Source organism: Mycobacterium sp. ITM-2016-00318 (genome assembly GCF_002968285.2).
Lineage (GTDB): Bacteria > Actinomycetota > Actinomycetes > Mycobacteriales > Mycobacteriaceae > Mycobacterium.
In genome coordinates this window covers 3,310,319-3,336,316 of the sequence record NZ_CP134400.1, presented here as the reverse complement: position 1 = coordinate 3,336,316, position 25,998 = coordinate 3,310,319, and the positions used below count along the sequence as shown (strand labels likewise).

Here is a 25,998-nt window from a genome sequence, read left to right as displayed (position 1 = left end):
TCGAATGCTTACGCAGGCGACAATTGGGTAATCACCGTCTGCGTCCGTCTAGATAGGTCTACATCCCTCTAGATAGGGAGTACGTCGGGCACCGACTCGACGATTCAAGTTTCAATCTGGGAGTTGGGAACAATGTCGTTCCACATAACAGCAGGAAACCGAATCTTCGCCGGTGGTTTCACCGTTGCGATTGCCCTCTTGGGGCCCGTCGTGACCCTTCCGCCCGCGAGCGCAAACCCGCAAGAACCGAGTGACTGCATCGTCGTTGAAAATCCAGACTCCGCGTCGGTCGAGTGCGAGCCCGTGGAACGGGCTCCTGACATGCCCGACCCAAACGGGGTGGCTCGTGAAGACATGGGGCCGGGGTCAGGTGGCCTGGGTGACAGCCCCGGCGAATGAGGGGCGGGACATGAAAGGCCTCGGCCGCGAGGTGCTGAGGTAGAGGAGATCGCCTACCGAAAACACCGCAACGAGCTGCGCAAGAGTTGTTCATCCTCAAATGCGGCCGGAGCACCAGCCCGTTCTGCACCTGGATCACGATCCGATGGAACCCGAAGAGCTGCCACCGGATTGGCGGCCTCCACCCCGAACCGCCACCGCCACCCGACGATCCACCGTTCTGACCAGAACACGACATCGACGTACACCTCTTGGCCGTGACCGTCGCCATAATGCTGCTGCCCGCGCCCCCGGCTTTGGCGGCCGCCATTTATGGCCGCCCGGTGCCTCCGTTGACAGCATTTTTGAATTTCTTGACCGACGTGGTAATCCGATGGCTGGGCGGCTTGACTACCGACCCACCCCGGGAAGCGGCCTTCGGGGCCTTGGGGCCGTTGGCCGTCGCGTTCGCCAGGCGAGGGGTACTGCTTTGGCCGCTCGTCGCAACCGCCCCACCAGAGGTGTTATTGATCGCGATACCGGGGGTTGTCTGCGTGACGGTTCGACCGTCTTGGAAGAGGGAAGCGGCAAATGCAAGCGGACCCGGACCCGCTGCGACTTTATTGTCGGAGCCGAAGACGTTGATCCCGGCGTTCAAGTTGCCGGGACCGGCGCTGATGGTGTTGCGGTCTCCCCCGAAGTTGTAGACGAAGTTCAAGGTGCTGCCGGGGCCGCCCACGGACAGGACATTGTTGCTGCCGCCAATGTTCCTCGCTCTGTTGGAAGACCCGCCTAGCGCCTCGACGGTGTTCCCGCTGCCCAAGAAATTGGTCGCGAGGGTTTGGCTACCGCCCAGGGTTGTGACGGTATTGCCATCACCGAACCGATTCCGCGCGAAGTTCCCGAAACCGCCCGTTGTCGTGACGGTGTTGTCGCTGCCGAGGAAGTTTCTGGCGATGTTGAAGGTTCCGCCATTTTGCGTGACCGTGTTGCCGTCGCCGAGAATGTTTTGAGCCCCGTTGTTGGAGCCGCCCGTTGTCGTGACGGTGTTGCCGTTGCCCAGAATATTGCGGGCAAAATTGAACGAGCTGCCTTCTGTCGTGACGGTGTTGTTGTCGCCGCCGATGTTTGCGGCGCGATTCGAGAAGCCTCCTTCGGCCATGACGGTGTTGTTGCTGCCGAAGAAGTTGGTGGCCAAAGTGAGGATTGACCCCGATGTGCCGGCTGTAACCTCGTTGTCGTCGCCTCCGGCGCTCAAGGCGAGGCCCAGTAAGCCGTTGGCCCCCGCCGTGACGTTATTGCCGACCGCACTGGCCAAAGTCAACGCACCGCTCGTGGTCGCAGCGGCCCCAGTACCGACGGCGAAGGACGCGCCGAGAAACCCATCGGAGTGGGCGACGGCTCCGTCGCCGACAGCGAAAGCAACACTGAACAACGTGCTGGTGCAGTCGAGGCTGTTGCCGATTCCAAAGAACGACGCACAGGTCGCGTTCGCCGTCGGGGCTAACCCTAACCCGGCGCTTGCGAACAATCCGCTCGTCATGGCGCTAGCGACGAGAACGCCCGCGATCTTGCGGGGTGAATTCACGGTGCTGTGGGCGTTCATTTGTTACTCCATCCACGACAAAAAACGGTTCGCTATGCAATGCCCCAATTGACGCTAACGTAAACTTGTTCGGCAATCATTTATGCAGGTAAGCGCGTTCCCCTGAAATGTTCTTCGCGCATGCGATGCCACCGCCTGATGAAAACGTTTTGGACCGGCGTCGGCGGCTAGGCCGACCAACAACCGCCCAACCACCACCCCACACCGGGCATCGCGGGCTGATGATGCCGCGCCGAAAACGCCCCCCCACCGCCGACCTCGCCGCAGCAATCCAAGCCGAACGCGAACTCAACCCACACGACATTCCGCCTTCTAAGACGACGGCTTCCAGGGGGTGAGCCGCGGCGTCCACGCAGGTACGTTGCGGCGGTACTCCTCGTACTGTTCGCCGTAAGTCCTCACCAGAGTGGGTTCTTCGTACCACCTGACGAACGATGCGGTGGCGATCCATCCGATCACCGCGTAGACGAGAAGCCACAAGCTGTCGAAAAGCAGTGCCTGACCGAGGATTGCGGTGAGCAGGCCGACGTACATCGGGTTGCGGACGAAACGGTTGAAACCCGTGACCACCAGATGCTCGGTCGGCGCCAGTGGCATCGGTGTTCCGCCTGCCTTCGCGAACTGAACGAAGGCGTGCACCGGCGGGATGAGGCCGAGCACGATGAACGCGACGCCGAGGACCACCCGAAGCGGCGGGCTGGACCCGGGTATCGCCCAATGGGTGATCAGCCACGGGCCCAGCCCGACAAAAGTTCCCGGCGCGACGACGAAGAATGCCGCAGAGCCCAACGCGGCGGCGGAGGTTCGCACCCCCTCAGTATCGGGTCAGCCGTCCGCCAGTTGGGTCAGTCGCACGCTGTTGCCCGACGGGTCGCGGAAACCGGAGTCGATGCCGTACGGCATCTGGTTCGGCGGCTCGTTGAACTCGACGCCGCGCTCCGTCATCTCCTTGTACGCCTTCTCGATGTCGTCGGTGATGAGGAACACCGTTCCCGCAAAGCCCTTCGCGGTCAGGTCGAGAACCTGCTTTCGGGTGGCCTCGTCCATGACGGGCTGGCCCGGCACAGCCATCAACACGAGGCTGATGTCGTCCTGTCCGGGCGGCCCGACCGTGAGCCACCGGAACGGGCCCATCTCTTCCGGGAACGACACATCTTCACGCACCTCCATGCCGACCTTGTCGGTCCAGAACTTCAGTGCCTCTTCTTGATCGTGGACCCACAGGTGGGCGCTGCCGATTGTCATCATGGTTGAAGACGCTACGGTCCGTCGGCGAGCCGCGTCTTCTCCCCGTGTGCTGTCTTGACCCGGCTGTCGGCACGGGGTCGGGTGTCGCGGGCGAGCACACAGCTCGGGATCCGCGCATGTGTCACCGCGGGCGGCATGGCGTCCCGATATGCCGCAGGCGACTGGCCGTAGACACGCGCGAAGCTGGTCGTGAAGGATCCGATGCTCTGCAGGCCGACCATCACACAGATATCGGCCACCGAGCGGTCGGTGTAGCGAAGCAGTGCTGCGGCCCGCTCCAACCGCCTGGTCTGCAGGTAGGCCCGCGGCGACTCCCCGAACGTGCGGGTGAACATCCGGCTGAAATGGGCCCGCGACAGGCCCGCCGCGGCCGCCAGATCCTCCACGGTGATCGGTTCGGCATAGCGCGAATCGACCAGATCCTTGGCCCGCTGCAGATAACGGGCCGGAGGAACCTGCGTCATAGGAGAATATTATGTACGTGCGAACGAGTTGGCCGGGCGGCCGCGGACGGCCTAGGGGCTGTTCGAGGAAAGTCCGGACTTCACAGAGCAGGGTGATTGCTAACGGCAATCCGAGGTGACTCGCGGGAAAGTGCCACAGAAAACAGACCGCCACCTTCGGTGGTAAGGGTGAAACGGTGCGGTAAGAGCGCACCAGCATCCCGGGTGACCGGGATGGCTAGGCAAACCCCACCCGAAGCAAGGCCGAGAAGGCCGCACCTGGTGTGGCTGCGCAGGCGCTCGAGGGTTGCTCGCCCGAGCCTGCGGGTAGGCCGCTCGAGGCACCCGGTGACGGTGTGCCCAGATGGATGGTCGCCGTCTCGGCGCCGTGGTCTCCGCGGCGGCGAGAGACAGAATCCGGCTTATAGGCCAACTCGTTCGCCCCCTTAACGGGCTTTGCGCACCGACTTGTCGAGCTTCTTCAGTGCACCGTCGAGCTGTCGGCGCGCATCGATCGCCAAGTCGTCCTCGCGCGCGTACAGCAGGCCGTAGGTGAATGTGTCCTCACCGGCCGCATGAGCGGCTTCGGCCTGCTGGCTCAGATGCGTGCGGCTGACGACGCTGTCCTGATGGTCACCGAGCAGGCTCTGAATGTTCTTGGCGCGATAGGACACCTTGTCGGCGCCCGTCGCCGCCGCGGTGTAGCGAATCCGTTTGGCGCCCTTGCGGATTCGATGCAGAGCCTCGTCACGGTCGTCATGGGCGGCAGCGGAGGCGCGCTTCGCGGCTTTGCGCACGCGCTTGTAAGCGGAGTCGATCGTGACCGTCACCGATTCGTCGCCCGCGGCGGCGGTCGGCGGCTCCGCGGCGACCAGACCGTCGAGTGCGTCGAGCAGACGGAAATAGCGATCCGACCGCATTGCGATCAGCGACCGCCGCAGACCCGACCGGTATCGCCGTTTGGCGCCGTCCACCAGCCGCTTGCGGATGGGGCCGCGGACCAGCTCGTCGGGTAGCTCAACGAGTGCCTTCTCGTAACGCTCCGCCAATACCTCGGCGTCGCGTGCGACGCCGAGCACGGCTGCGAGCTGACGCAGTTCGTCGAGAACCCACGCGTCGTCGGAGATCCCGAAGGCGCCTTCGGCGGACTGCAACAGGCTGCGGATCTTCCGCGTCGTCACCCGCATCTGGTGCACGGAGTCGTAGACGTCCGCCCGTACCGCGCGGTCCCACTCGACGAGTTGGTGGACCTGTTCGGCGACCGCCTCGTGGATGGGATCGGTGGCCCGCTTCGACGTCTTCTCGTCGGCCGACTCGCGCGCGAGCACCCGGGCCAGCTTTGATCCGTGCCCTGCCGGTGTCGCGCCCGCGTCCATCAGGCGATTGGCCAGCCTGTCGAGCAGGTCGCCGGACGCCGACCCGCCCTCGGCCAGTTCCAACTCCCACTCGCGCCACTGCTGGTTCTCGTCCTCACCGGCTGACGCGTTCACACTGTCGTCGCTGAACTCGGCTAGCGGCGAGCCCGCGGCGTCATAGAGGACGTCGACTGTGCGCTCGGTGGAGATCCGCGCCACCGGTCCCAGCGGGCGGTCGCGGACGATGGCCAGCACAACGTCCTTGAGGCTGTCCGGCACGACATCGTCGACGCTGTCATCCAGCGGGGCCCGGACCTCGGTTCGGGTGTCCGGTCCGGCGGGCAGTTTGAGGTGCCAACCGGCGTCGGTTCCGCCGGTACGCCTGCGCAGCGTGATGTGGCGGGCGGCCAGATCGTGGTCGGGGGTGTCGAAGTAGACGGCCTCCAGATGCTGCGACGGTGACCGCTCGACGCGTGCCACCGCTGAAAGCCCCTCAAATGACGGTGACACGGTCGACTCGACGACGTCGAACTTGCGCTCGACCTCGGTGTGCCGCGACGTCTTCGGCCTGCTGGCAGCCATCTTCACCTTCGTAGTCCGTGCCCTTGGAGTGATCAGCGTGCCATATCCAGGTGAACGACCCCGCTAGAGTCCAGGGGTGACCGAATACCAGACCATCACGCTCGAGCAGTCCGGCCCGATCGCGCGGATCACCCTGAATCGTCCCGACGCCGCAAACGGAATGAACGACACGATGACTCGCGAACTCGCTGACGCGGCCGCTCTCTGCGACAGCCCGGCGACGAAGGTCGTGGTGCTGACTGGGTCTGGCCGGTTCTTCTGTGCGGGAGGCGATCTCAAGTCGTTCGCGACGGCGTCGACTCGAGGTCGGCACATCAAGGGCGTCGCCGACAGCCTGCACCGTGCGATCTCGACCTTCACCCGGATGGACGCGGTGCTGATCACCGCCGTCAACGGCACAGCCGCGGGCGCGGGTTTCTCCATCGCCGTCACCGGCGACCTCGTGCTGGCGGCCGAGTCGGCGTCGTTCACGATGGCCTACACCAAGGTCGGGCTGAGCCCCGACGGCAGCTCGTCGTACTTCCTGCCCCGGCTCATCGGGATCGCCAGGACCAAGGAACTGATGCTGACCAACAGGACACTGTCCGCCGAGGAGGCGTCACAGTGGGGACTGGTCACCGAGGTGGTGCCCGACGACGAACTCGCCGCGCGGGCCGATCAGCTCGCCGATCAAATGGCCGCCACCGCAGGCGGATCCAACGGAGCCGTCAAGGCGTTGATGTTGTCGACGTTCTCCAGCGGCCTCGAAGAGCAGATGGAGTTCGAGAGCCGCGCCATCGCCGGACGCGCCGAATCCGCGGACGGTCGCGAAGGGGTCGACGCGTTCATGGCCAAGCGCAAACCCGAGTTCGCCTGAGGGCCAGAGGCTGAGGGCCTAGAAGCTGTGCTCCTCGGTGGGGAAGGAGCCGCTGGCCACCTCGTCGGCGTATTGAATTGCGGCGTCGCGCAATTCGGTTCCTACATCGCCGAACCGCTTGACGAACTTGGCGGTCTTGCCGCTCGTCATGCCCGCCATGTCCTGCCAGACAAGTACCTGCGCATCGCAGTTGGGCCCGGCGCCGATGCCGATGGTCGGGATCGTCAGCTTGCCGGTGATCTGGGTGGCCAGTTCCGCGGGCACCATCTCCAGCACGACGGCGACGGCGCCCGCCTCCTGGACGGCGATGGCGTCGTGGACGGTCTGCTCGGCGGCGTCGCCCCGACCCTGCACCCGGAAGCCGCCGAGACCGTTGACGCTCTGCGGTGTGAAGCCGATGTGGGCGATCACCGGGATACCGGCCTGCGTCAGCGTCGCGACCTGTTCGGCCACCCGCTCGCCGCCCTCCAGCTTGACCGCGTGCGCACCGGCCTCCTTGAGGAAGCGGGTCGCGGTCTGAAGCGCCTGCTGCGGACCGGCCTCGTAGCTGCCGAACGGCAGGTCGGCGACCACCAGCGCATGCGGCGCACCCCGCACGACACCGCGGACCAGGGGGATCAGCTCGTCGATGGTCACCGGCACGGTGGTGTCGTAGCCGTACACCACGTTGGCGGCGGAGTCGCCGACCAGCAGTACCGGAATGCACGCGTCATCAAAAACGCGGGCGGTGGAGTAGTCGTAGGCGGTCAGCATGGCCCACTTGTGGCCCTCTGACTTCCATTTTTGCAGGTGATGAGTGCGGACCTTGGTCCGCGGCTTGGATCCGGCAGCACCATAGACAGTTTGCTCAGACATCGTTGTCCCTTTGTCTGTTAGGTCGATCCTCGAGGCCCGTTGCGGGTCCCCGGGTTCGTCTGACCCCTTAAGTGTGCCACCACCTGGCAAGAAGATGAACTTGCGGTTAAGTGGATTTCCTCACATTACGATCAGACGAATGCAACGGCTCAGCGGACTCGACGCCAGCTTCCTCTACCTCGAAACCGCAGCACAACCGTTGCATGTGTGCTCCATTCTGGAGCTGGACACGTCCACGATGCCCGGCGGCTACACATTCGACCGGATCCGCGACGAACTGGCACTGCGGGTCAAGGCGATGCCGCAGTTCCGCGAGAAGCTCGCCGACAGCCGATTCAATCCGGACCACCCGGTGTGGGTGGACGACGACGAGTTCGACGTCGACCGGCACCTGCATCGAATCGGGCTGCCGTCCCCTGGCGGCCGTCAGGAGCTCGCCGAGATTTGCGGGCACATCGCCTCGCTGCCGCTGGACCGCTCAAGGCCGCTGTGGGAGATGTGGGTCATCGAGAACATCGCGGGCACCGATGCACATGAAGGCGGCCGGCTCGCCGTGATGACGAAGGTGCACCACGCCGGCGTCGACGGCGTGACGGGCGCCAACCTGATGTCGCAGCTGTGCAGCACCGAACCCGACGCACCGGCACCCGGTCCGGTGGACGGCGTCGGCGGTGCGAGCGGGCTGGAGATCGCGGTCAGCGGTGCGATCAAGTTCGCCACCCGCCCGTTGAAGCTCGTCAACGTCGTGCCGACGACCCTCAACTCCGTCGTCGACACCGTGCGGCGGGCACGCGGCGGGCAGGCCATGAAGGCGCCGTTCGCAGCGCCGAAGACGGCGTTCAACGCCAACGTGACGAGCCACCGCAACATCGCCTACGCGCAGCTGGACCTCGAGGACATCAAGAAGGTGAAGAACCACTTCGGCGTGAAGGTCAACGATGTGGTGATGGCGCTGGTGTCCACCACGCTGCGCAAGTTCCTCGACGACCGTGGTGAGCTGCCGGACGCCACCTTGGTGGCCATGGTTCCGGTGTCGGTGCACGACAAATCCGACCGTCCCGGCCGCAATCAGGTATCGGGGATGTTCTCCAGTTTGGAGACCCACATCGATTCGCCGGGTGAGCGACTGAAGGCGATCGCAGAGGCGAATTCGGTTGCCAAGCAACACAGTTCGGCGATCGGGGCGACGTTGCTGCAGGACTGGTCGCAGTTCGCCGCGCCCGCGGTGTTCGGCGTCGCGATGCGGCTGTACGCCAGGACGGGGCTCAGCGGCGCGCGTCCGGTGCACAACCTGGTCGTCTCCAATGTGCCCGGACCGCAGGTGCCGCTGTACTTCCTCGGGTCCGAGGTCAAGGCGATGTATCCGCTCGGGCCGATCTTCCACGGGTCGGGTCTCAACATCACCGTGATGTCGCTGAACGGGAAGCTCGACGTCGGCATCGTGTCCTGCCCCGAACTCCTGCCCGATCTGTGGGAACTCGCAGACGATTTCGAGGTCGCCCTCGGCGAGCTGGTGGAAAGCGCAGGCTAGACCCGCCGAGGAAGCGGTCTGCCAGTACTGATGGCTGTCCATGGCAGCATGTGGCGCATGAGCGTGAAGCGGGCGATCCTTGCGGCGTCACTGGTTGTGTTGCTGGTGGCGGGTTGCAGCAAGCTGGTCGACGGTCGCGCCGTCGTCGCGGTGCCGCCGCCCGGCTCGCCTATCCGGTGGGGCCCCTGCGAATCGACCGACCCGCAGACGCCGATTCCGCCTGAGGCCGAATGCGGCAAGCTCTCGGTGCCGGTGGACTACAGCAAGCCGGATGGCGAGGTGGCTCAGCTGGCGATGATCCGCTTCAAGGCCACCGGCGACAAGATCGGCTCACTGGTGATCAATCCCGGCGGACCCGGCGAGTCCGGCGTCAAGTCGGCCGTCAACCTCGTCACCACGATGCCGATGTCCGTACACGAGCGGTTCGACCTCGTCGGCTTCGATCCGCGTGGAGTCGCCGGTTCGACGCCCGCGGTGGTGTGCAACTCCGACGCCGACAACGATCGACTGCGGGCCGACCCCCAGGTCGACTACTCGCCGGAGGGCATCGCGCACATCGACAGCGAGACGGAGGCATTCGTACAGCGCTGTTTCGACAAGTCCTCCAAGGAGTTCCTGGCCAACGTCGGCACCGCAAGTGTGGTCAAGGATCTGGACCAAATCCGGGCGGCGCTCGGCGACGACAAGCTGTCATACCTCGGCTTTTCCTACGGCACCCGCATCGGTGGCGCGTACGCCGAAGAGTTTCCGCAGAACGTGCGGGCGCTGGTGCTCGACGGAGCGATCGATCCTAACGCCGATCCGATCGAGGAGGACGTGCGTCAGACGGCGGCTTTTCAGAAGGCCTTCGACGACTACGCCGCAGATTGCGCGCAGACGGATCCGGACTGCCCGCTGGGCACCGATCCGGCCAAGGCGACCGATGTCTACAAGAGCATGGTTGATCCGCTGGTGGATGAGCCCGCCGCAACAGAGGATCCCCGAGGTCTGGCCTACAGCGACGCGATCATCGGCACCATCCTGCCGCTCTACTCGCCGAGCATCTGGCCTCGTCTGACCAACGGACTCAAGGAGCTCAAGGCGGGTCGGGGTGACCAGCTGTTGTGGCTCGCCGACCTGTACATGCATCGCAATCCCGACGGGCACTACGACAACGCGACGGACGTACGCGTCGCCGTCAACTGCGTGGACTCGCCTGCGGTCACCGACCAGGACAAGCTCGTCGAGAAGGATCGCCGGGTCCGCGAAGTCGCGCCGTTCATGAACTATGGCGAATTCACCGGATACGCGCCGAGGGACACCTGCTCGTTCTGGCAGGTGCCGACGACGACACAGCCGCACGAGATCTCGGTCAAGGGGCTGCCGCCCACGCTGGTGATCTCCACGACCAACGATCCCGCTACGCCGTATCAGGCGGGCGTCGACCTGGCCAAGCAACTCGGCGGCACACTGGTCACCTTCGAGGGAACCCAGCACACCGTCGCGTTCCAAGGGAACGCCTGCGTCGACGACATCGTCGCCACGTATCTGATCGACTTGAAGGTTCCGCCGGCGGACACCCGTTGCTGATCAACGATTCTCGACTTCTGAACACGCCAAGGTCTCGCAACGGTCACCGTCCGATTGCGCCTGCGCGCCGCCGATGACCGGCGTGCGACGATGATCGCCATGCGGCGGGCGGGGCGGAGTGGCGCGACGCTGCTGGCATGCCTCCTTGTCGCCGCAGTCGCGTGTCCGTCCGCGACTGCAACACCGGAAGGGGCGGCGACACAAACGTACGGGCAGGCGCCGGTCTGGGGTGGCTGCCAACAGTGGGTCGCCGACACGAGCACCATTCCGACCGCGCAGTGCGGCACGGTGTCGGTGCCCGTCGACTACGCCAATCCCGAAGGCGCACAAGCGCAACTGGCAGTCATCCGGATTCCGGCGAGCGGTGACCGGATCGGCGTGCTGATGATCAACCCCGGCGGTCCCGGCGCCTCAGCCGTCGACACTGTCGCAGGCATGGGCGTGGCACTCGCCGACACCGATATCGGCCGCCGGTTCGACCTCGTCGGCTTCGACCCGCGGGGGGTCGGACACTCGACGCCCGAATTGCGTTGCCGCACCGACGCCGAATTCGACGCCTACCGTCGGGAGCCCAACGCCGACTACAGCCAAACGGGCGTCGCCCATATCGAAGCTCTGTACCGCGATTTCGCGAAGAAGTGTGTCGACCGGATCGGCGCGGAGTTCCTGGCCAACGTCGGCACCGCGCCGACCGCCCATGACATGGATGTCGTGCGCGCGGCCCTTGGCGAGAACCAGGTCAACTATCTCGGTTTCTCGTACGGCACCGAGATCGGCGCGGCCTTCGCCGAGGCGTACCCCGACCGGGTCAGGGCCATGGTGCTCGACGGGGCGATCGATCCGACGCTGGATCCGATTGAGGAGAACCTGCGTCAAATGGCCGGGTTTCAAACGGCATTCGATGATTACGCCGCCGATTGCGCGCAGTCGTCAGGGTGTCCGCTCGGCACCGACCCGACGCAGTTCGTCAACCGTTATCACCAGCTGGTCGACCCGTTGGTCAGCCGGCCCGCCGCAACGTCGGACCCACGCGGCCTGAGTTACCAGGATGCAATCACCGGAACCGTGAACGCGCTCTACTCGCGGCAGTACTGGAAGTTCCTCACAAGCGGGCTGCTCGGGCTGCAGCGCAAGACCGATCCGGGCGACCTTCTGTTGCTCGCCGACGATTACCTGAACCGCAGCCCCGCGGGCCACTACCAGAACTCGCAGGACGCGTTCTACGGCATCCGTTGCATCAACTCGCGGTTCCCGACCGATCCTGCCGTGTGGGTCGCCGCCGACCAGCGAAGCAGACAGGCCGCGCCTTTCCTGAGCTACCGGTCGTTCACCGGTCTGGCTCCGCGCGACGTGTGCGCGTTGTGGTCCGTTCAGGCGACGGCGACACCACATGAGGCCGTCTCGCCCGGACCGGGGAAGGTCGTCGTCGTATCCACCACCCACGATCCCGCCACGCCGTACCAAGCCGGCGTCGACTTGGCCAAGCAGATGGACGCCAGCCTCATCACGTTCGACGGCACTCAGCACACGGTGGTCTTCAACGGTGACACCTGCGTCGACGCCGCCGTGATGGCGTTTCTGGTCGACGGTGCCCAGCCCCCTGCTGGGCTGCGCTGCTAGAGATGAGGATGGCCGCCCTGCCGTAGCAGGGCGGACATCGCGTCAGTTATCGAACGTGCGCGCCCTTAGGGCCACGGCAATGGCGGGACCCACTCAGGGCCAGGCCAATGACCGGGCGGGACTCCATAGAGGCCGGGCACTGCTATCGGGTTCCCCTTCTTTACCTGTCCGGGCGGTCCCAAGGGGTTGTGCCCAGGCGGATCGCCCGGCACCCAAACATCATTAACCCACTCACCCGGAATTCCGGGAATTCCTGGGACCGGGGGCCAGAAATCCTCGGCCTGAGCCGTGCCTGCGCCCATTCCCAGTCCGGCGACGCCGAGACCCGCTGCGATAGCCGCTGTACCTGCCATTTTCTTGAAATTCATGTGTGGTCTCCTCTCTGCTTGATGTCGTTGCTTCGGAAGAACCCCAACCTGACTGTTGGGTACCCGTTGGCTGCGAAGCCCTAAACCACGTCACGTGGACGCGTTGCGCCCCAGCGCGCATTCACTCTGTAACACAGATTTAACAGCCCGTGCCTACGCTGCGATTATGGATCGCCAGAAGGAATTCGTCCTGCGCACGCTGGAGGAACGGGACATCCGGTTTGTCCGGCTGTGGTTCACCGACGTGCTCGGATACCTCAAATCGGTGGCGATCGCGCCCGCGGAGCTCGAGGGAGCGTTCGAGGAGGGCATCGGCTTCGACGGCTCGTCGATCGAGGGATTTGCTCGTGTGTCGGAATCGGACACCGTCGCCCGGCCCGATCCGTCGACTTTCCAGGTGCTGCCGTGGACCAGCAGCTCCGGGCAGCACCACTCGGCGCGGATGTTCTGCGACATCACCATGCCTGACGGTTCGCCGTCGTGGGCGGACTCGCGGCACGTGCTGCGTAGGCAGCTCGCCAAGGCCAGCGACCTGGGCTTCTCATGCTATGTGCACCCGGAGATCGAGTTCTTCCTGCTGCAGCCCGGCCCCGACGACGCTCCGCCGGTGCCTGCCGACAACGGCGGGTATTTCGACCAGGCCGTCCACGACTCCGCGCCGAATTTCCGTCGGCACGCCATCGACGCATTGGAGTCGATGGGTATCTCGGTGGAGTTCAGCCACCACGAGGGCGCGCCCGGCCAGCAGGAGATCGACCTGCGGTACGCCGACGCACTGTCGATGGCCGACAACGTGATGACGTTCCGCTACGTCGTCAAGGAGGTCGCCCTCGGCGACGGCGTCAAGGCCTCGTTCATGCCCAAGCCGTTCGCCGAATATCCCGGCTCGGCGATGCACACCCACATGAGCCTGTTCGAGGGCGAGAACAACGCGTTCTACAGCGCCGATGATCCGCTGCAGCTGTCGGACACCGCGAAGTCCTTCATCGCGGGCATCCTCGAGCACGCCACCGAGATCAGCGCGATCACCAACCAGTGGGTGAATTCGTACAAGCGGCTGGTGCACGGCGGCGAGGCCCCGACTGCCGCGTCGTGGGGCTTCGCGAACCGGTCGGCGTTGGTCCGGGTGCCGATGTACACGCCGCGCAAGGCGTCGTCGCGGCGCATCGAGGTGCGCAGCCCCGATTCGGCGTGCAACCCGTATCTGACGTTCGCCGTGCTGCTTGCGGCGGGCCTGCGCGGGGTGGAGAAGGGCTACGTGCTGGGACCGCAGGCCGAAGACAACGTCTGGAGCCTGACCCCCGAGGAGCGCCGCGCGATGGGCTACCGGGAGCTGCCGGGCAGCCTCGGTGCCGCGTTGGAGCAGATGGAGGGCTCCGAGCTGGTGGCGGAAGCGTTGGGGGAGCACGTCTTCGACTTCTTCCTGCGTAACAAGCGCGCCGAATGGGAGAACTACCGTAGCCACGTCACGCCGTTCGAGCTGAAGACCTATCTGTCGCTCTAGCGGCCCTGCGATACGGTCACATACGTGGCCAAACCTGCGACGCAGCGACCGAAGCTGCCCAGCGTTGGCCGGCTAGGGCTGGTCGAACCGTCGGCCCCTGCTGATCTGGAACAACTCGGCTGGAACACCGACGCACACGTCGAACTGTTGTGGTCGCTGTCGCGGGCCCCGAATGCCGACGCCGCGCTGCGGACGATGGTGCGACTGGCCGAGGCCTCTGGCAAGGAGTGGGACCAACTCAATCGGGCCCTGGTCGACGACAAGGCGCTGCGCGGCCGGCTGTTCGGGGTGCTGGGTTCGTCCCTGGCACTGGGTGACCACCTGGTCGCGCACCCGGGCGCCTGGCACGCGTTGGCCGGTGCCGTGACATTGCCCTCGGTCGACGAATTACGTCGCACGTTCGTCGATGCCGCCCAATCAGCAAGTGGCACAAGCGATGCGCTGCCAGTACTGCGCACGCTTTACAGGGACCGATTGCTGGTGCTCGCGGGACTGGACGTCGCGTCGGTTGTGGAGAACGAGCCGGTGCTGCCGTTCCCGGTCGTCGGCGAGCATCTGTCCGATCTGGCCGACGCTGCGCTGGCCGCCGCGTTGAAGGTGGCGACGCGATCGGTGTGCGGCGAGGACGGCGAGGAGCCCCGCCTTGCGGTGATCGCGATGGGCAAATGCGGCGCCCGCGAGCTGAACTACGTCAGCGACGTCGACGTCATCTTCGTCGCCGAGAAGGCCGACTCCGTCACCACCAGGGTGGCGGGGGAGCTGATGCGGTTCGCGTCGGAGGCGTTCTTCGAGGTGGACGCGGCGCTGCGGCCCGAAGGGAAGCACGGGCAGTTGGTGCGCACGCTCGAGTCGCACGTGGCCTATTACCAGCGCTGGGCCAAGACCTGGGAGTTCCAGGCGCTGATGAAGGCGCGACCCGCCGCCGGTGATGCCTCGCTCGGCGAGGAGTACGTCGCGGCGTTGATGCCGATGGTGTGGACGGCGTGCGAGCGGGAGGACTTCGTGCCCGAGCTGCAGGCGATGCGCCGCCGGGTCGAGTCGCTGGTGCCCGCCGACGAGAGAACCCGCGAGCTCAAGCTCGGCACCGGCGGGCTGCGCGATGTCGAGTTCGCGGTGCAGCTACTGCAGCTGGTGCACGGCCGCAACGACGAGACGCTGCACGTGGCGTCGACGGTCGACGCTCTTGCCGCGTTGGGCGCCGGCGGATACATCGGGCGCGACGACGCTGCCAACCTCACCGCGTCCTACGAATTCCTGCGACTGCTCGAGCATCGTCTGCAGCTGCAGCGGCTCAAGCGCACACACATGCTTCCCGACGAGGACGACGACGAGGCGATGCGCTGGCTGGCCCGCGCGGCGCACATGAGGCCCGACGGGCAGCACGACTCGCTGGGGGTGTTGCGCGAGGAACTGAAACGGCAGAGCCACCGGGTGTCGCGGCTGCACGCCAAACTCTTCTATCAGCCGCTGCTGGAAGGCGTCGGACAGCCGGCGATGCTGACGCCGGAGGCAGCCGAACGCCAACTCGCGGCACTCGGATATGAGGGCCCGAAGGGCGCTTTGACCCATCTGGCTGCGTTGACCGGAGCGACCGGCCGCCGCGGGCGCGTGCAACAGGTGTTGTTGCCGACGCTGTTGGACTGGCTGTCGGATACCCCCGATCCGGATGCGGGGCTGCTGTCGTACCGCCGGATCAGCGACGAACTGGCCGACCATCGGTGGTACCTGTCGACGCTGCGCGACGAAGGCGCGGTGGCCAAGCGACTGATGCACGTGCTTGGCACGTCGGCGTATGTGCCGGAGCTGTTGATGCGGGCGCCCGAGGTGATCCAGCAGTACGCCGACGGACCATCCGGGCCGAAGCTGCTGGAGGTCGAACCTGACGGTGTGGCAAGGGCTTTGGTGGCCTCGGCTGGTCGGCACGCCGACCCGGTACGTGCCATCGCGGCGGCCCGCACGCTGCGTCGGCGCGAATTGGCCCGTGTCGCGTCGGCGGATCTGCTGGGGATGCTTGGAGTCGTCGATGTCTGCAAGGCGCTGACGTCGGTGTGGGTGGCGGTGCTGCAGGCGGCGTTGGAAGCGGTGATCCGCGCCCAAACACCTTCGAACGGTGAGGCGCCGGCACGCATCGCGGTGATCGGGATGGGCAGGCTCGGCGGCGGCGAGTTGGGCTACGGATCCGACGCCGACGTGATGTTCGTGTGCGAACCCGTCTCAGGAGACGAATCGGCCGCGGTGCGCTGGGCGATCACCGTCGCCGAACAGGTCCGCACGCTGCTGGGGACGCCGTCGGCCGATCCGCCTCTCGAGGTGGATGCCGGACTGCGGCCCGAGGGACGCAACGGCTCACTGGTGCGGACGTTGTCGTCCTATGCGGCGTACTACGAGCAGTGGGCGCAGCCGTGGGAGATCCAGGCGCTGCTGCGGGCACACCGCGTTGCGGGAGACGAGGACCTCGGTGAGCGGTTCCTGTTGCTCGCCGACAAGACGCGGTATCCGCCGGGCGGGGTATCGGCTCAGGCGGTGCGGGAGATTCGGCGGATCAAGGCACGCGTAGACGCCGAGCGGCTGCCTCGCGGCGCGGATCCCAATACACACACCAAACTCGGGCGCGGCGGCTTGGCCGACATCGAGTGGACGGTTCAGCTGCTGCAGCTTCGGTATGCCCACGAGACTCCCGCGTTGCACAACACGTCGACGCTGCAGACGTTGGATGCGATCGGCGCAGCGGAGTTGATCGCCGAGGCGGATGTCGAACTGTTGCGCGAGGCATGGCTGACGGCGACACGGGCGCGCAATGCGCTGGTGTTGGTGCGTGGCAAGCCGAATGATCAATTGCCGGGGCCTGGTAAGCAGCTCAACGCGGTCGCAGTGGCCGCCGGTTGGGACAGCGACGACGGCGGGGAATTCCTCGACAACTATCTGCGGGTGACCCGTCGAGCTAAGACGGTGGTACGAAAGGTGTTCGGTGGCTGAGGCAAGTGGGTGAAGGCATGGATTTCTCGTTCGAGTCGATCACTGCTGCCGAGCACGACCGGCTTCATGCGGTGTACGGACCGCTGACACAGGCGATGCGGCGTTTGATCGACGCCGGTATTCGGACGGGGGCAGACGAAGGCGCTATCCGCGACGCGCAGTCGGCGATCGAAGCGGTGGCCGAGAAGCTCGAGGCGACGGTCGGGGAGGGACCGCCGAGACTGGCGGTCGACGGGCGGCCGGTGGTGTGGGGAAATCCCGTGACGGGTTTTCGGAACCCCATCGCGCCGCCACTGGTTATGCACGAGGAACCGGATGGCTTGTGGTGGAGCGAGTTCGAACTGGGGGAGGCCTACCAGGGCCCACCGGGATGGGTACACGGCGGCATACTCGCTCTGATACTCGACCAGGTGCTGGGCGAGGTGGCCAGCGAGGGCTTGTCGAAACCGATGTTCACCGGCACGATCACGATGCGGTACTTGCGCGGTACACCGTTGGGGCGGCTGAGGGCTGAGGCGGCGACCGAACGGATCGACGGGTACAAGACGTTCGTCAGCGGGCACGTGAGCGATGCCGATGGCAAGACCGTTGAGGCAGAGGGCATCTGGATCAAACCGGCGTGGGCGCGAGACGCCGGATGAAGTTCTACGTCAGTATCGCTTTCCGGGAGACCAAGGAGGCGATCGAGATCGCCCGAGCGGCAGACGATCTGGGTTACGACGGGGTCGGTATTCCGGACCATGTGATCAACCTGGAGACGTTGGCCACGCCGTATCCGTATACGCGGGACGGGAAGCGCCGCTGGGAGGCGTTCACCGACTGGCCGGACCCGTGGGTGCTGGTCGGGGCGATGGCTCAGGTGACGACGCGGCTCAAATTTGTGACGACGGTGTACATCCCGGCGATGCGGGATCCTTATGCTGCGGCGAAGGCGATCGGCACGGCGGCGTACATCTCAGACGGGCGGGTCGAACTGGGCATCGGCGTGGGCTGGTGTCGGGAAGAGTTCGAGTTGATGGGCCAGGAGTTCTCGCGGCGCGGGAAACGAACTGACGAGATGCTTGCGTTGTTTCGCCAGCTGTGGGAGCCGGGGTGGACTGAGTTTTCGGGGGAGTTCTACTCGGCGCCGAGGTTGGAGATGGAGCCGACGCCGCCGCGAATCCCGATATATGTGGGCGGGCTGTCGGATGTGGCCTTGCGGCGGGCGGCGCGCAACGACGGCTGGATCGGCGATCTGATCTCCATGGACGAGGCGCTTGTCCGCGTTGCCCGGATACGTGAGCTGCGGGCTGCGGAAGGTCTGTCGATGGACGATTTTACGGTGCTGACGCCGTTGACCGACGCGTTCTTGCCCGAGCACTACGAGCGCGCGGAAGCCGGCGGCATCGGCGGCATCATCACCATGCCGTGGATGTTCTACGCGGCTCCCGACGCTTCTCTGGCTGAGAAGATCGACGGGATGAAGCGCTTCCGCAAGGACCTCGCGCTAGACCGATAGCAGCGAGTTCATGTTGAACTGGGCGGGATCGCCGGTGCTCGACGAGAACTGCTCGACTAGTAGCGGATTGGTGTCTTCGGGCTGGGGGTAGATGACGTTGAGATTGCTTGGCGGTGTCGCGGATTCGCCGCCGAGCGTCATCATCCTGAAGCCCGAACCGTCCGGAGCGGCGATGCGGGTGATCACCGTGCCGCCGTCCGCGGTCGTCGTCGTGATGTACGCGTTGCCAGCGTCGTCGAACACCACACCGCCAGCACCGTTGCCGTCGAATTGCGCGTCTCGAATCGCCTGACCCGAGATCGTGATCGGATCACCGACCACCTCGCCGCTGTACAAGTCGATGACGGTGACGGTCGACTGTTCGTCGTTCGTGTTTGTCAGCACATACATCAGCGTGTTGTCCGGGTTGACCGTGGCGGAGGCGACATCGCCCGGAATGAAGACCGGCCCGCCGGGTTGACCTTGGAGCGGCGTCAATGTGTACCCGGAGTATCCGAAATCCTCGATGTGGAATTCGCGAGAGCCAAGATAGAGTGCCTGCTCGCCGCCGTCGAAGACGAGCTTGCCGTAACCGGGTGTAGGCGTCGAGGCTGCGACGAGATCACCCGAGTACGAGTCGACCTCGTAGTACACCGTCGTCATCTCGAACGTATCGGGGTCAGCGGTGGTCAGCGTCAGATACATCATATAGTTGCGGGGCTCATAGGACGAGTTGACGAGAATTCCGTCGGACGTGAAGACCTGGTCGGTTACCAACTCACCGGTCTCGGTGTCGATAGATATGAGGTGCGTAGTAATCGTCTCGTCGACGTTGTCATAGGAGACCGCCACGTATGCAACTTCTTCGCCAGCGGGGAATTGCACAGTTGGGCGATCATGGATAGACGCATCGGGCGAAGGCGGTTCGATCGTGATCGGTCCGTTCGAACCCAACGCCTGACCCGTCTGCATATCGACGATAAGAATGTGCACGGTCGGCGAATTCTGTTCTGTGGTGACTAGATAGCCGCGGCCGTTCTTCACAACAATGGGATCTTGGGCATAGCCAGATACCGCCGAACTGCCGACTAATTGACCGTTGTCGGCGTCGATCACATACACATGAGACGTGTCCTCGCTGTAGCTGTAAGTACTGACATAAATTTGGTTGCCTACCCGCTGCTCGTACTGCTTATAGCCGTTGAGCGGGACGGCAGGACCCACGGCCAGTCCGGACTCGCGATCAAAGAACACGTATCTCGTTGTCTCGGTTGACGTACCGTCGCCATTATCGACCGTCTGCACCGTCGCTTGGTACGTCAGGCCACCACCTGCCGCGGTCGGGGTCAATTGGCCGTAGGGATTGCCATCCATGGTGGTTGTACCGAGGACGTCTCCGCTTTCCAAGCTGACGGTCTTGATAGTGGTCTGCTTGGTGTTGTCGTCATACGTGGTCAAGTATGCGATTGGGTAATCCTCGTCGCGAACGAACTGCGTAAACCTGCCTTCACTGGAAACCAGTGGAGTGGCCTCGACTTCGCCCGTTGTCAGGTCGATGACTTTGACCTCGGAGGAGTAAGGGCCGTATCCGGTCTGCACTGCCTGATAAGCATGCACCCCGTCAGCGCTCAAGAGAAGAGGGCCTACCGCTTCGCCTGTGAAATAGCCCGTCTCACTGATGATTTCAGCTGACTCGACATCAACCGTGCTCACGTTGGTCGCCCGAGGATTCACTGACAGATTCGTGGTTGTCACATACAGATCGCCAGTCTGCTCATCGACCAGCATCCCCTGACGGCGCCCGACGAAAACGAGAGGATCCTCGGTGACGGGCGTACCCGTTACTTGGTCGAGGACGAGGAGCCTTGTCGTCTCCTGCAGGAATGTGTCATTCGATGTGGAGAAGTAAGCCTTGCTGTTGGTGTCATCGAATATGAGTTGAGGCTGGCCGCCGTCGAGTTGGACAGTGTTGAGGGCCTGGCCTGTCTCCGCGTCGAAAATTGCGACGGATTGCTTCTGATTGTTGTTGCTATAGGAGCCGAAGCTGGCCTGTTGGTACGCACGATCTCCGTGGTAGGTCATGGTTCGTTCGGCGTAGCCGTCTAACGTCGCGCCACTGATCGGATGTCCGTCCTCGGCATCAAAAATTCCCACGTAAGTCTTGGCGTTGGCGCTGTCGTACGCTCTGACGACGAGGTATTCGCCGTTCGGGCTGACCTGCAGCGGCCCGTACATGGCGGGGTCGCCGGGTATCGGCTGCGGATCAGAACCGACGGATTCGCCTGTGGTGGTATCGATTACTGTCACGTAAGTCGAATCGGTATATGCGTCGTAGCTCAGCTGATATGCCCGGTTTTTGCCGGCGTTGATCACCACGGGACCGACTGCTGTCCCAGTCGCATCGACACCGTCTGCGGGTACGGGTGTGGGTGCTTGGTAGTTGATGGTGGGGGCGGCGGTGATGCCGCCGTGGCTGTCGTTGGCGTAGAAGGTGATGGTGTCTTCTGTGGTGCCGGTGTTGGGGGTGTAGGTGAAGGTGCCGTCCTCATTGTCGACAATGGTGCCGTCGGCCGCGTACCCGGTGTAGGTGACGGTGTCGCCGTCAGGGTCGGGGTTGCCGCCGTTGGTGACCTGGTAGGTGACCGCTCCGGTGGCGGGGTCAGTGCTGTCTTCCACGACTTCGATGCTGGGTGCGGTGTTGGCGCTGTTACCCCCGATATAGGCCAGGTAGCTGGGCTTTTCGATATCGAAATTAGTGAAGTCGATGGCGATGGCGTAGGCGCCCGACCCCCCAGGGGTAAAGACGGCGATCGGCATGAACACAGTGGGTGGGGCGCTGACCGGTGTCGTCTCCCAGGTGGTGGTGTCGATGACCTTCAGACCGGAGTTGGTGTTGAGCAGCGCACGGGTGCCGTCTTCGTTGAGGGACGGGGCGAATAGGGCGCCGCCCTCGACGTCCATGCGGTGGATCTCGGAATAGTCAGCGGTGCTGAGCACGACCAATTCGGCGGGATTGACTCCGTCGGGGTCGTAACTGGTGATGTAGAGCCGTTCGCCGTCGGGGCTCACCGCGACGCCGAGTGCGTGGTCGATGTCGATGGCTTGGTCATCGACACCGCCGGTGGCCAAATCGATGACCAGAGGCGCCCCGAGCGGCGCCTGGAAGTCATCGACGGGGCCTACACCGGTGGCATACAGCGTGGAATTGTCAGCGCTGACCGCTAGCCCGCCGCGAACCTGGCGGTTACCGAGCTCGATAGTGCGGTCGAGCTCGCCTTGGTCGGTGTCGATGACACCGATGTATCCCTGCGGATCGCCTGCGGAGTTTTCAGCGGTGTAGGACACGTAGACGTTCTTGCCGTCGGGGCTCACCGCGATCCCCCATGGGTTGGTGATCACGGTGGCTGGGTCTACTGGATCGGCAACGGTGATGGTGTCGACGACTGCGCCGTCGGTGGGGTCGGCGGTGTCGATGTTGGTGTCGATCACCGACACGGTGCCATCGGTGGCGTTGGTGACATACAGCCGGGTGCCGTCCTTGCTTAACACCGCCGAGTTGGCTCCCTTGCCCACCTCGATGGTGTCGACGACTTGGTTGGTGGTGGTGTCGATCACGTTCACATGACCGTTTTGGGTCCCGTCCTGATTGATCATGTCGACGGTATAGACGAAACGATTGTCCGGACTGACTAACACCGCGGTATGCGGTGCGGTGGAACTGATCTGGCCCACCGTGGCCGCCTCAGGATCCAATGGCGGAGCGACGTTGACGTTGATCTGCTCGGTGACCGTGGCGCCTTCGTCGTCGGTGACCGCGACGTTGAGCGTGGCGGTGCGTTGGGCTTCGGTGGCGCCTTGGGCCGCGGCGGCGTGGCGCGCATCGGCGTTGGGGGTGTACACCCAAGTGTTGGCGCCGGTCTGATCCAATGTGCCCTTGGTCGGATCAGCGGTCACCGCATAAGTGACGTCGCCGCCGTCGGGGTCACTGCCATTGACGGTGATGGTGACCTCGCCGGTATCCGGATCTGTGTCGTAATCGACATCAACGACTGGCGCCTCGTTGAGTGTGGGTGCTTGGTAGTTGATGCTGGGTGCAGGGGTGATGCCGCCGTGGCCGTCGTTGGCGAAGAAGATGATGGTGTCGCCGTTTTCGATGGCTTCGTTGTTGGGGGTGTAGGTGAAGGTGCCGTCCTCATTGTCGACAATGGTGCCGCTGGGGGCGAAGCCGGTGAAAGTGACGGTGTCGCCGTCGGGGTCAGCGGTGCCGCCGTTGGTGACCTGATAGGTGACCGCGCCGGTGGTGGAATCGGTGCTGACCTCGGTGACCTGGATGCTGGGTGCAGTATTGGCGTTGTTGCCCCCGATATAGGCCAGGTAGGTTGTGCCGACGCCCGTACCGCCCAGGGCGTAGGCGCCTGACCCGCCGGGGACGAAGTCAGCGCGGGCCAGAGCCAGGTCACCGGTGTTGATTTGGTTGACGTCGTCGGTGGTCAGGTTGACGACCGTGGCGCCTGTCCCGGTGAGGACCAGCGCGCGGGTGCCGTCTTCGTTGAGGGTCGGCGTCAGAGCGAAATCACCGACGTGGATTCTGCGGTCGACGGTGTTGTTGGCGGTGTTGACCACGACGAGGTCGCCGCGGAAGACGTCGGAGATGTAGACGTGCTCGCCGTCGGGGCTGACGACCACCCCACTGCCGATGACATCCCCGACGGAGTCGGTGATGGGCTGGGTGATATCGCCGGTTTCGACGTCGATAACGCTGACCTTGTCGAAGGTGCCCGGGCTGTCGGCCAGTACGCCGGCACCGTAAAGGGTGGAACCGTCTTCATTTTCGAGCAGAGACAACGCTCGGATCGCGTGGTTTCCGGTGTCGATGGTACGCACCACAGGGTCACTAGCGGTGCCCACGAGATCGGTGTCGACGACCGCGATGTGTCCTTGCTTGCCGGTTTGGTCGGTGGTGGTGTGGGCGACGTAGAGCGTCTTGCCGTCTTGACTGAGCGCCAACCCGGACGGGTCGGTGTTGTCACCGATGTCGACGGTCCCGACAACGGAGTTGTCGACAGTGTTGATCACCGTGACGTCGCCACTGCCCTGATTGACGACATACAGTCGGCTGCCGTCCTTGCTCATAACGACATTGATCGGCCTGTCGCCCACATCGATGGTGTCGACCACCTCGTTGGTAGAGGTGTCGATCACCTTCACCACGCCAGGGTTCGTTTCGGCGAAGCCCCCGGAATCCACCAGATACACGCGAGTGCCATCCGGATGGATCGCATAGGCGGCGTGCGCCCCAGTTTCACTCACCGGCACCACACTTGCCGAATCGGCATCCAACGGCGGAGCCACACTCACCGTCACCGGAACCGAAACACTTCCACCCGCGCCGTCGGTCACTGTGATCGTGAAGCCGTCGGTCCGTTCGGCAAGCGTCGCCCCCTGCGCCGCCGCAGCATGGCGCGCACCGGGATCGGGTGCGTACACCCAAGTGTTCGTGGTGCCGACACGAGTCAGGGTGCCCTTGGGTGGGTCGCTCACCTCAATGGTGACGGGGTCGCCGTCGGGATCGGATGCTATGACGGTGAACTCGATCTCACCCGTTTCCGGGTCGGGCGAAGTGAATACCGTTGTGCCCGTAGGGTTGCCGTTCTCATCGACTGGCACAGTCACCTGCAGTGGAGTAACGCCGCCGTAGCCGTCGCGAATGGTGAAGTTGATGATGATGGGCGGTGCCGCCAGAGCCGCGAACGAGGCAGGTTCAGGCTCATCGAAGGCCATTGTTTGCATCGCGCCGAAGTCTTCTGGCGCCGGCTCCTCAAATGCCATCATCCGCATCGCGCCGAAGTCTTCCGACTCCGGCTCGTCGAGGGCCATCATCGTCATTGGGGCAAAGCCCGCCGTCTGCGGAACCTGATCAAAGGGCGTCACCTTGTAGAAGACGGTGGTGACACCATCGGCATCAGTATCTTGGCCGGTTATCTCGACAAGTCCGTATTCTGATTCGCCTTCGATGTCCAGCTCGTCGAAGTCGCCGTCCGTGATCTGGAACTGGCCTGTGATGACTCCAGTATCTGAAATCTCTGGAGGAGGAGCGTTGCTACCTGGAGGCACGAACTCCGGCACTTCGTTGGTGCTGCTGACCGGCACGGTCACCTCGACGGTGTCGATCACGTTGCCTTGGGCGTCCAGGACGTCGACCGTGTACGTCTTCTCTGTGATGGGGTTTTCTTCGTTGGCAGCTTCGTGACGGAACTCAGGCGTCGGGGTAAATGTCCACTGGCCCTGTTCATTGACCGCGAACATTTCCGCGTCCGGATCGTCACCGGCGACTTCGAAGCTGACCGGTTGCCCTGTCGTGTTTGGGATTTGGCCGCTAGTCACCCCGGTGCTCGGATTTGGAGCGGGGATCGGTGCGGTCGTCGTAACAGTCACTGTCGAGGTGTGCTGCGTTCCCGATGAGTGAATGTGAAAACCGGTGTCGTCACTGACAGTTATGACAAAGGTATCCGCCCCTGCCGGGGCGTTCGCGTATCGCGTATAGGTGACGTTGCCTTCGGCATCAACTGTGGCGACGCCCTTGGTGCCTTGCTGCGAAACGACGTACGTGTGTCCGTCGCCGTAGTCGTCCTCGACCTCGATGATGCCCGACATGTCGCCGTTTTGTTGATACTCGGGATTGGTCAGTTTGGCGCTTGGGGTTTCGTTGGAGAACGTGGCCTCAATTCGTCGAACGAAGGCGAATATTGCGTCGAAGATCGGCGTAGGGACGAAGGGGAACGACGGGGTGCCTGCCCCTGTCGACGGGCCGAGACCGACGAGCGCCAAGAATCCGGTGAATATCGAGGTGAGTGTCGGCGTTGGCGTCGCCGGGGCCGCTGCAGCCGCCATCGTCTGCATGGTGTCGTTGTCGTCCTCGGACGTCGAGAACATCGTCATCACGCCGTTGGAGTTGAGATCGTCGGCGTTCTCGTCCACGGACGTAACGCCCAGCTGAGCGCCATTGCCCGCTTCAACGTTATTCTGCGACAGCTCAGGGCTCGGCGTCGTCTTCAGTTTGTTGCCCGATTCCTCCTGCAGCTGAGCGTCTTTCGACTTGCCCTTCTCGTCGATTACCGTCTGCTGGTTCACCTGATCCTTGGGCGTGACGACCGGGGGAGTCGGGGGCACGTACACGACCGGCGGGGGAGGCGGCGGAGGCGGCGTCGTTCCCGTCGGCTCGACCGGCTTTTGCTCTTTCTGTTGCTCTTCTTGCTGATACCCGCCGGTGTTGAGCACCGCGCCGGGCTCGGCGGACCGGACCTCGGTGCCGGAAGGAGTCGTCTGGACATTGTCGTTGTTGATCTGCTGTTGGTTGTTCTCGCCCGAGGGCAGTTGTTCCCCGGCAGGTGGAGGTGTCGGGTCCGGATCGGGGTTCGGCGTGGGATCCGGTTGCGTTTCGTTTGGCTGGTTGGTCCCGATGTTGGGGTCCGGCTCGGTCTCTTCGGCGAAAGCTATGCCAGGCGTCGAAGTGGCGACTGTTGCGCCGAGGCCGAGTGCGAACGCAAGCGCACCGACTCGTCCGACGTACTTCGCATAACCCATGACGGTTCCCTTCGAGGTTCGGCCCGGTGACGGCGAGACTGCCGCG

15 protein-coding genes and 1 other RNA gene are annotated in these 25,998 nt (G+C 64.3%); 9 read left to right on the top strand and 7 right to left on the bottom strand.

Features of this window, described 5'->3' with window-relative positions; translation table 11 throughout:
* Positions 1 to 709: 709 nt before the first annotated feature.
* The 4 genes from C6A82_RS16375 to C6A82_RS16360 all read right to left on the bottom strand — a co-directional run bounded on the left by C6A82_RS16375 (position 710) and on the right by C6A82_RS16360 (position 3,696).
* Positions 710 to 1,984, bottom strand: a complete 1,275-nt coding sequence (locus tag C6A82_RS16375; protein WP_105344913.1) for a hypothetical protein — start codon at positions 1,982 to 1,984, stop codon at positions 710 to 712.
* Positions 1,985 to 2,296: 312 nt separating this feature from the next.
* The gene (locus tag C6A82_RS16370; RefSeq protein ID WP_105344914.1) at positions 2,297 to 2,794 is read right to left on the bottom strand and encodes an isoprenylcysteine carboxylmethyltransferase family protein; all 498 of its coding nucleotides are present in this window, start codon (positions 2,792 to 2,794) and stop codon (positions 2,297 to 2,299) included.
* A 15-nt stretch (positions 2,795 to 2,809) separates the two neighbouring features.
* Positions 2,810 to 3,232 carry a VOC family protein gene (locus C6A82_RS16365; RefSeq protein WP_105344916.1) on the bottom strand — a complete coding sequence of 141 codons (423 nt, stop codon included), beginning with the start codon at positions 3,230 to 3,232 and terminating at the stop codon, positions 2,810 to 2,812.
* An 11-nt stretch (positions 3,233 to 3,243) separates the two neighbouring features.
* Positions 3,244 to 3,696, bottom strand: a complete 453-nt coding sequence (locus C6A82_RS16360; RefSeq protein WP_105344918.1) for a helix-turn-helix transcriptional regulator — start codon at positions 3,694 to 3,696, stop codon at positions 3,244 to 3,246.
* A 24-nt stretch (positions 3,697 to 3,720) separates the two neighbouring features.
* Between C6A82_RS16360 and rnpB the strand changes: the two genes are divergently transcribed.
* An RNA gene (rnpB, locus tag C6A82_RS16355) (RNase P RNA component class A) lies at positions 3,721 to 4,116 on the top strand.
* 5 nt (positions 4,117 to 4,121) lie between these two features.
* Here rnpB and C6A82_RS16350 read toward each other — a convergent pair.
* Positions 4,122 to 5,612 (bottom strand): CYTH and CHAD domain-containing protein, encoded by a 1,491-nt coding sequence (locus tag C6A82_RS16350; protein WP_105344924.1) that lies wholly within the window; start codon positions 5,610 to 5,612, stop codon positions 4,122 to 4,124.
* A 76-nt stretch (positions 5,613 to 5,688) separates the two neighbouring features.
* Here C6A82_RS16350 and C6A82_RS16345 point away from each other — a divergent pair, with 76 nt between their 5' ends.
* Positions 5,689 to 6,468, top strand: a complete 780-nt coding sequence (locus tag C6A82_RS16345) for an enoyl-CoA hydratase/isomerase family protein (protein WP_105344919.1) — start codon at positions 5,689 to 5,691, stop codon at positions 6,466 to 6,468.
* A gap of 18 nt (positions 6,469 to 6,486) precedes the next feature.
* On the opposite strand, the gene panB is transcribed toward C6A82_RS16345, so the two are convergent.
* Entirely contained in the window at positions 6,487 to 7,323 is an 837-nt protein-coding gene (panB, locus tag C6A82_RS16340) for a 3-methyl-2-oxobutanoate hydroxymethyltransferase (RefSeq protein WP_105344921.1), read from the bottom strand.
* Positions 7,324 to 7,417: 94 nt separating this feature from the next.
* Here panB and C6A82_RS16335 point away from each other — a divergent pair, with 94 nt between their 5' ends.
* The 7 genes from C6A82_RS16335 to C6A82_RS16305 all read left to right on the top strand — a co-directional run bounded on the left by C6A82_RS16335 (position 7,418) and on the right by C6A82_RS16305 (position 18,389).
* Positions 7,418 to 8,854, top strand: a complete 1,437-nt coding sequence (locus C6A82_RS16335; protein ID WP_396836817.1) for a wax ester/triacylglycerol synthase family O-acyltransferase — start codon at positions 7,418 to 7,420, stop codon at positions 8,852 to 8,854.
* A gap of 57 nt (positions 8,855 to 8,911) precedes the next feature.
* Entirely contained in the window at positions 8,912 to 10,423 is a 1,512-nt protein-coding gene (locus C6A82_RS16330) for an alpha/beta hydrolase (protein ID WP_311101384.1), read from the top strand.
* A gap of 90 nt (positions 10,424 to 10,513) precedes the next feature.
* Positions 10,514 to 12,043 (top strand): alpha/beta hydrolase, encoded by a 1,530-nt coding sequence (locus C6A82_RS16325; RefSeq protein ID WP_105346355.1) that lies wholly within the window; start codon positions 10,514 to 10,516, stop codon positions 12,041 to 12,043.
* 534 nt (positions 12,044 to 12,577) lie between these two features.
* Positions 12,578 to 13,915, top strand: a complete 1,338-nt coding sequence (locus tag C6A82_RS16320) for a glutamine synthetase family protein (protein WP_105346353.1) — start codon at positions 12,578 to 12,580, stop codon at positions 13,913 to 13,915.
* Between the two features lie 24 nt (positions 13,916 to 13,939).
* The gene (locus tag C6A82_RS16315) at positions 13,940 to 16,891 is read left to right on the top strand and encodes a bifunctional [glutamine synthetase] adenylyltransferase/[glutamine synthetase]-adenylyl-L-tyrosine phosphorylase (RefSeq protein WP_105346351.1); all 2,952 of its coding nucleotides are present in this window, start codon (positions 13,940 to 13,942) and stop codon (positions 16,889 to 16,891) included.
* Positions 16,892 to 16,908: 17 nt separating this feature from the next.
* Positions 16,909 to 17,532: a PaaI family thioesterase gene (locus tag C6A82_RS16310; RefSeq protein ID WP_105346350.1), complete on the top strand. Its 624-nt coding sequence runs from the start codon at positions 16,909 to 16,911 to the stop codon at positions 17,530 to 17,532.
* Entirely contained in the window at positions 17,529 to 18,389 is an 861-nt protein-coding gene (locus tag C6A82_RS16305) for a TIGR03619 family F420-dependent LLM class oxidoreductase (protein WP_105346348.1), read from the top strand. Before C6A82_RS16310 ends, C6A82_RS16305 begins: the two co-directional genes overlap by 4 nt.
* Here C6A82_RS16305 and C6A82_RS16300 read toward each other — a convergent pair.
* Positions 18,378 to 25,952, bottom strand: a complete 7,575-nt coding sequence (locus tag C6A82_RS16300; protein WP_158261648.1) for an Ig-like domain-containing protein — start codon at positions 25,950 to 25,952, stop codon at positions 18,378 to 18,380. The two genes, C6A82_RS16305 and C6A82_RS16300, sit on opposite strands and share 12 nt — an antisense overlap.
* Positions 25,953 to 25,998 lie beyond the last annotated feature (46 nt).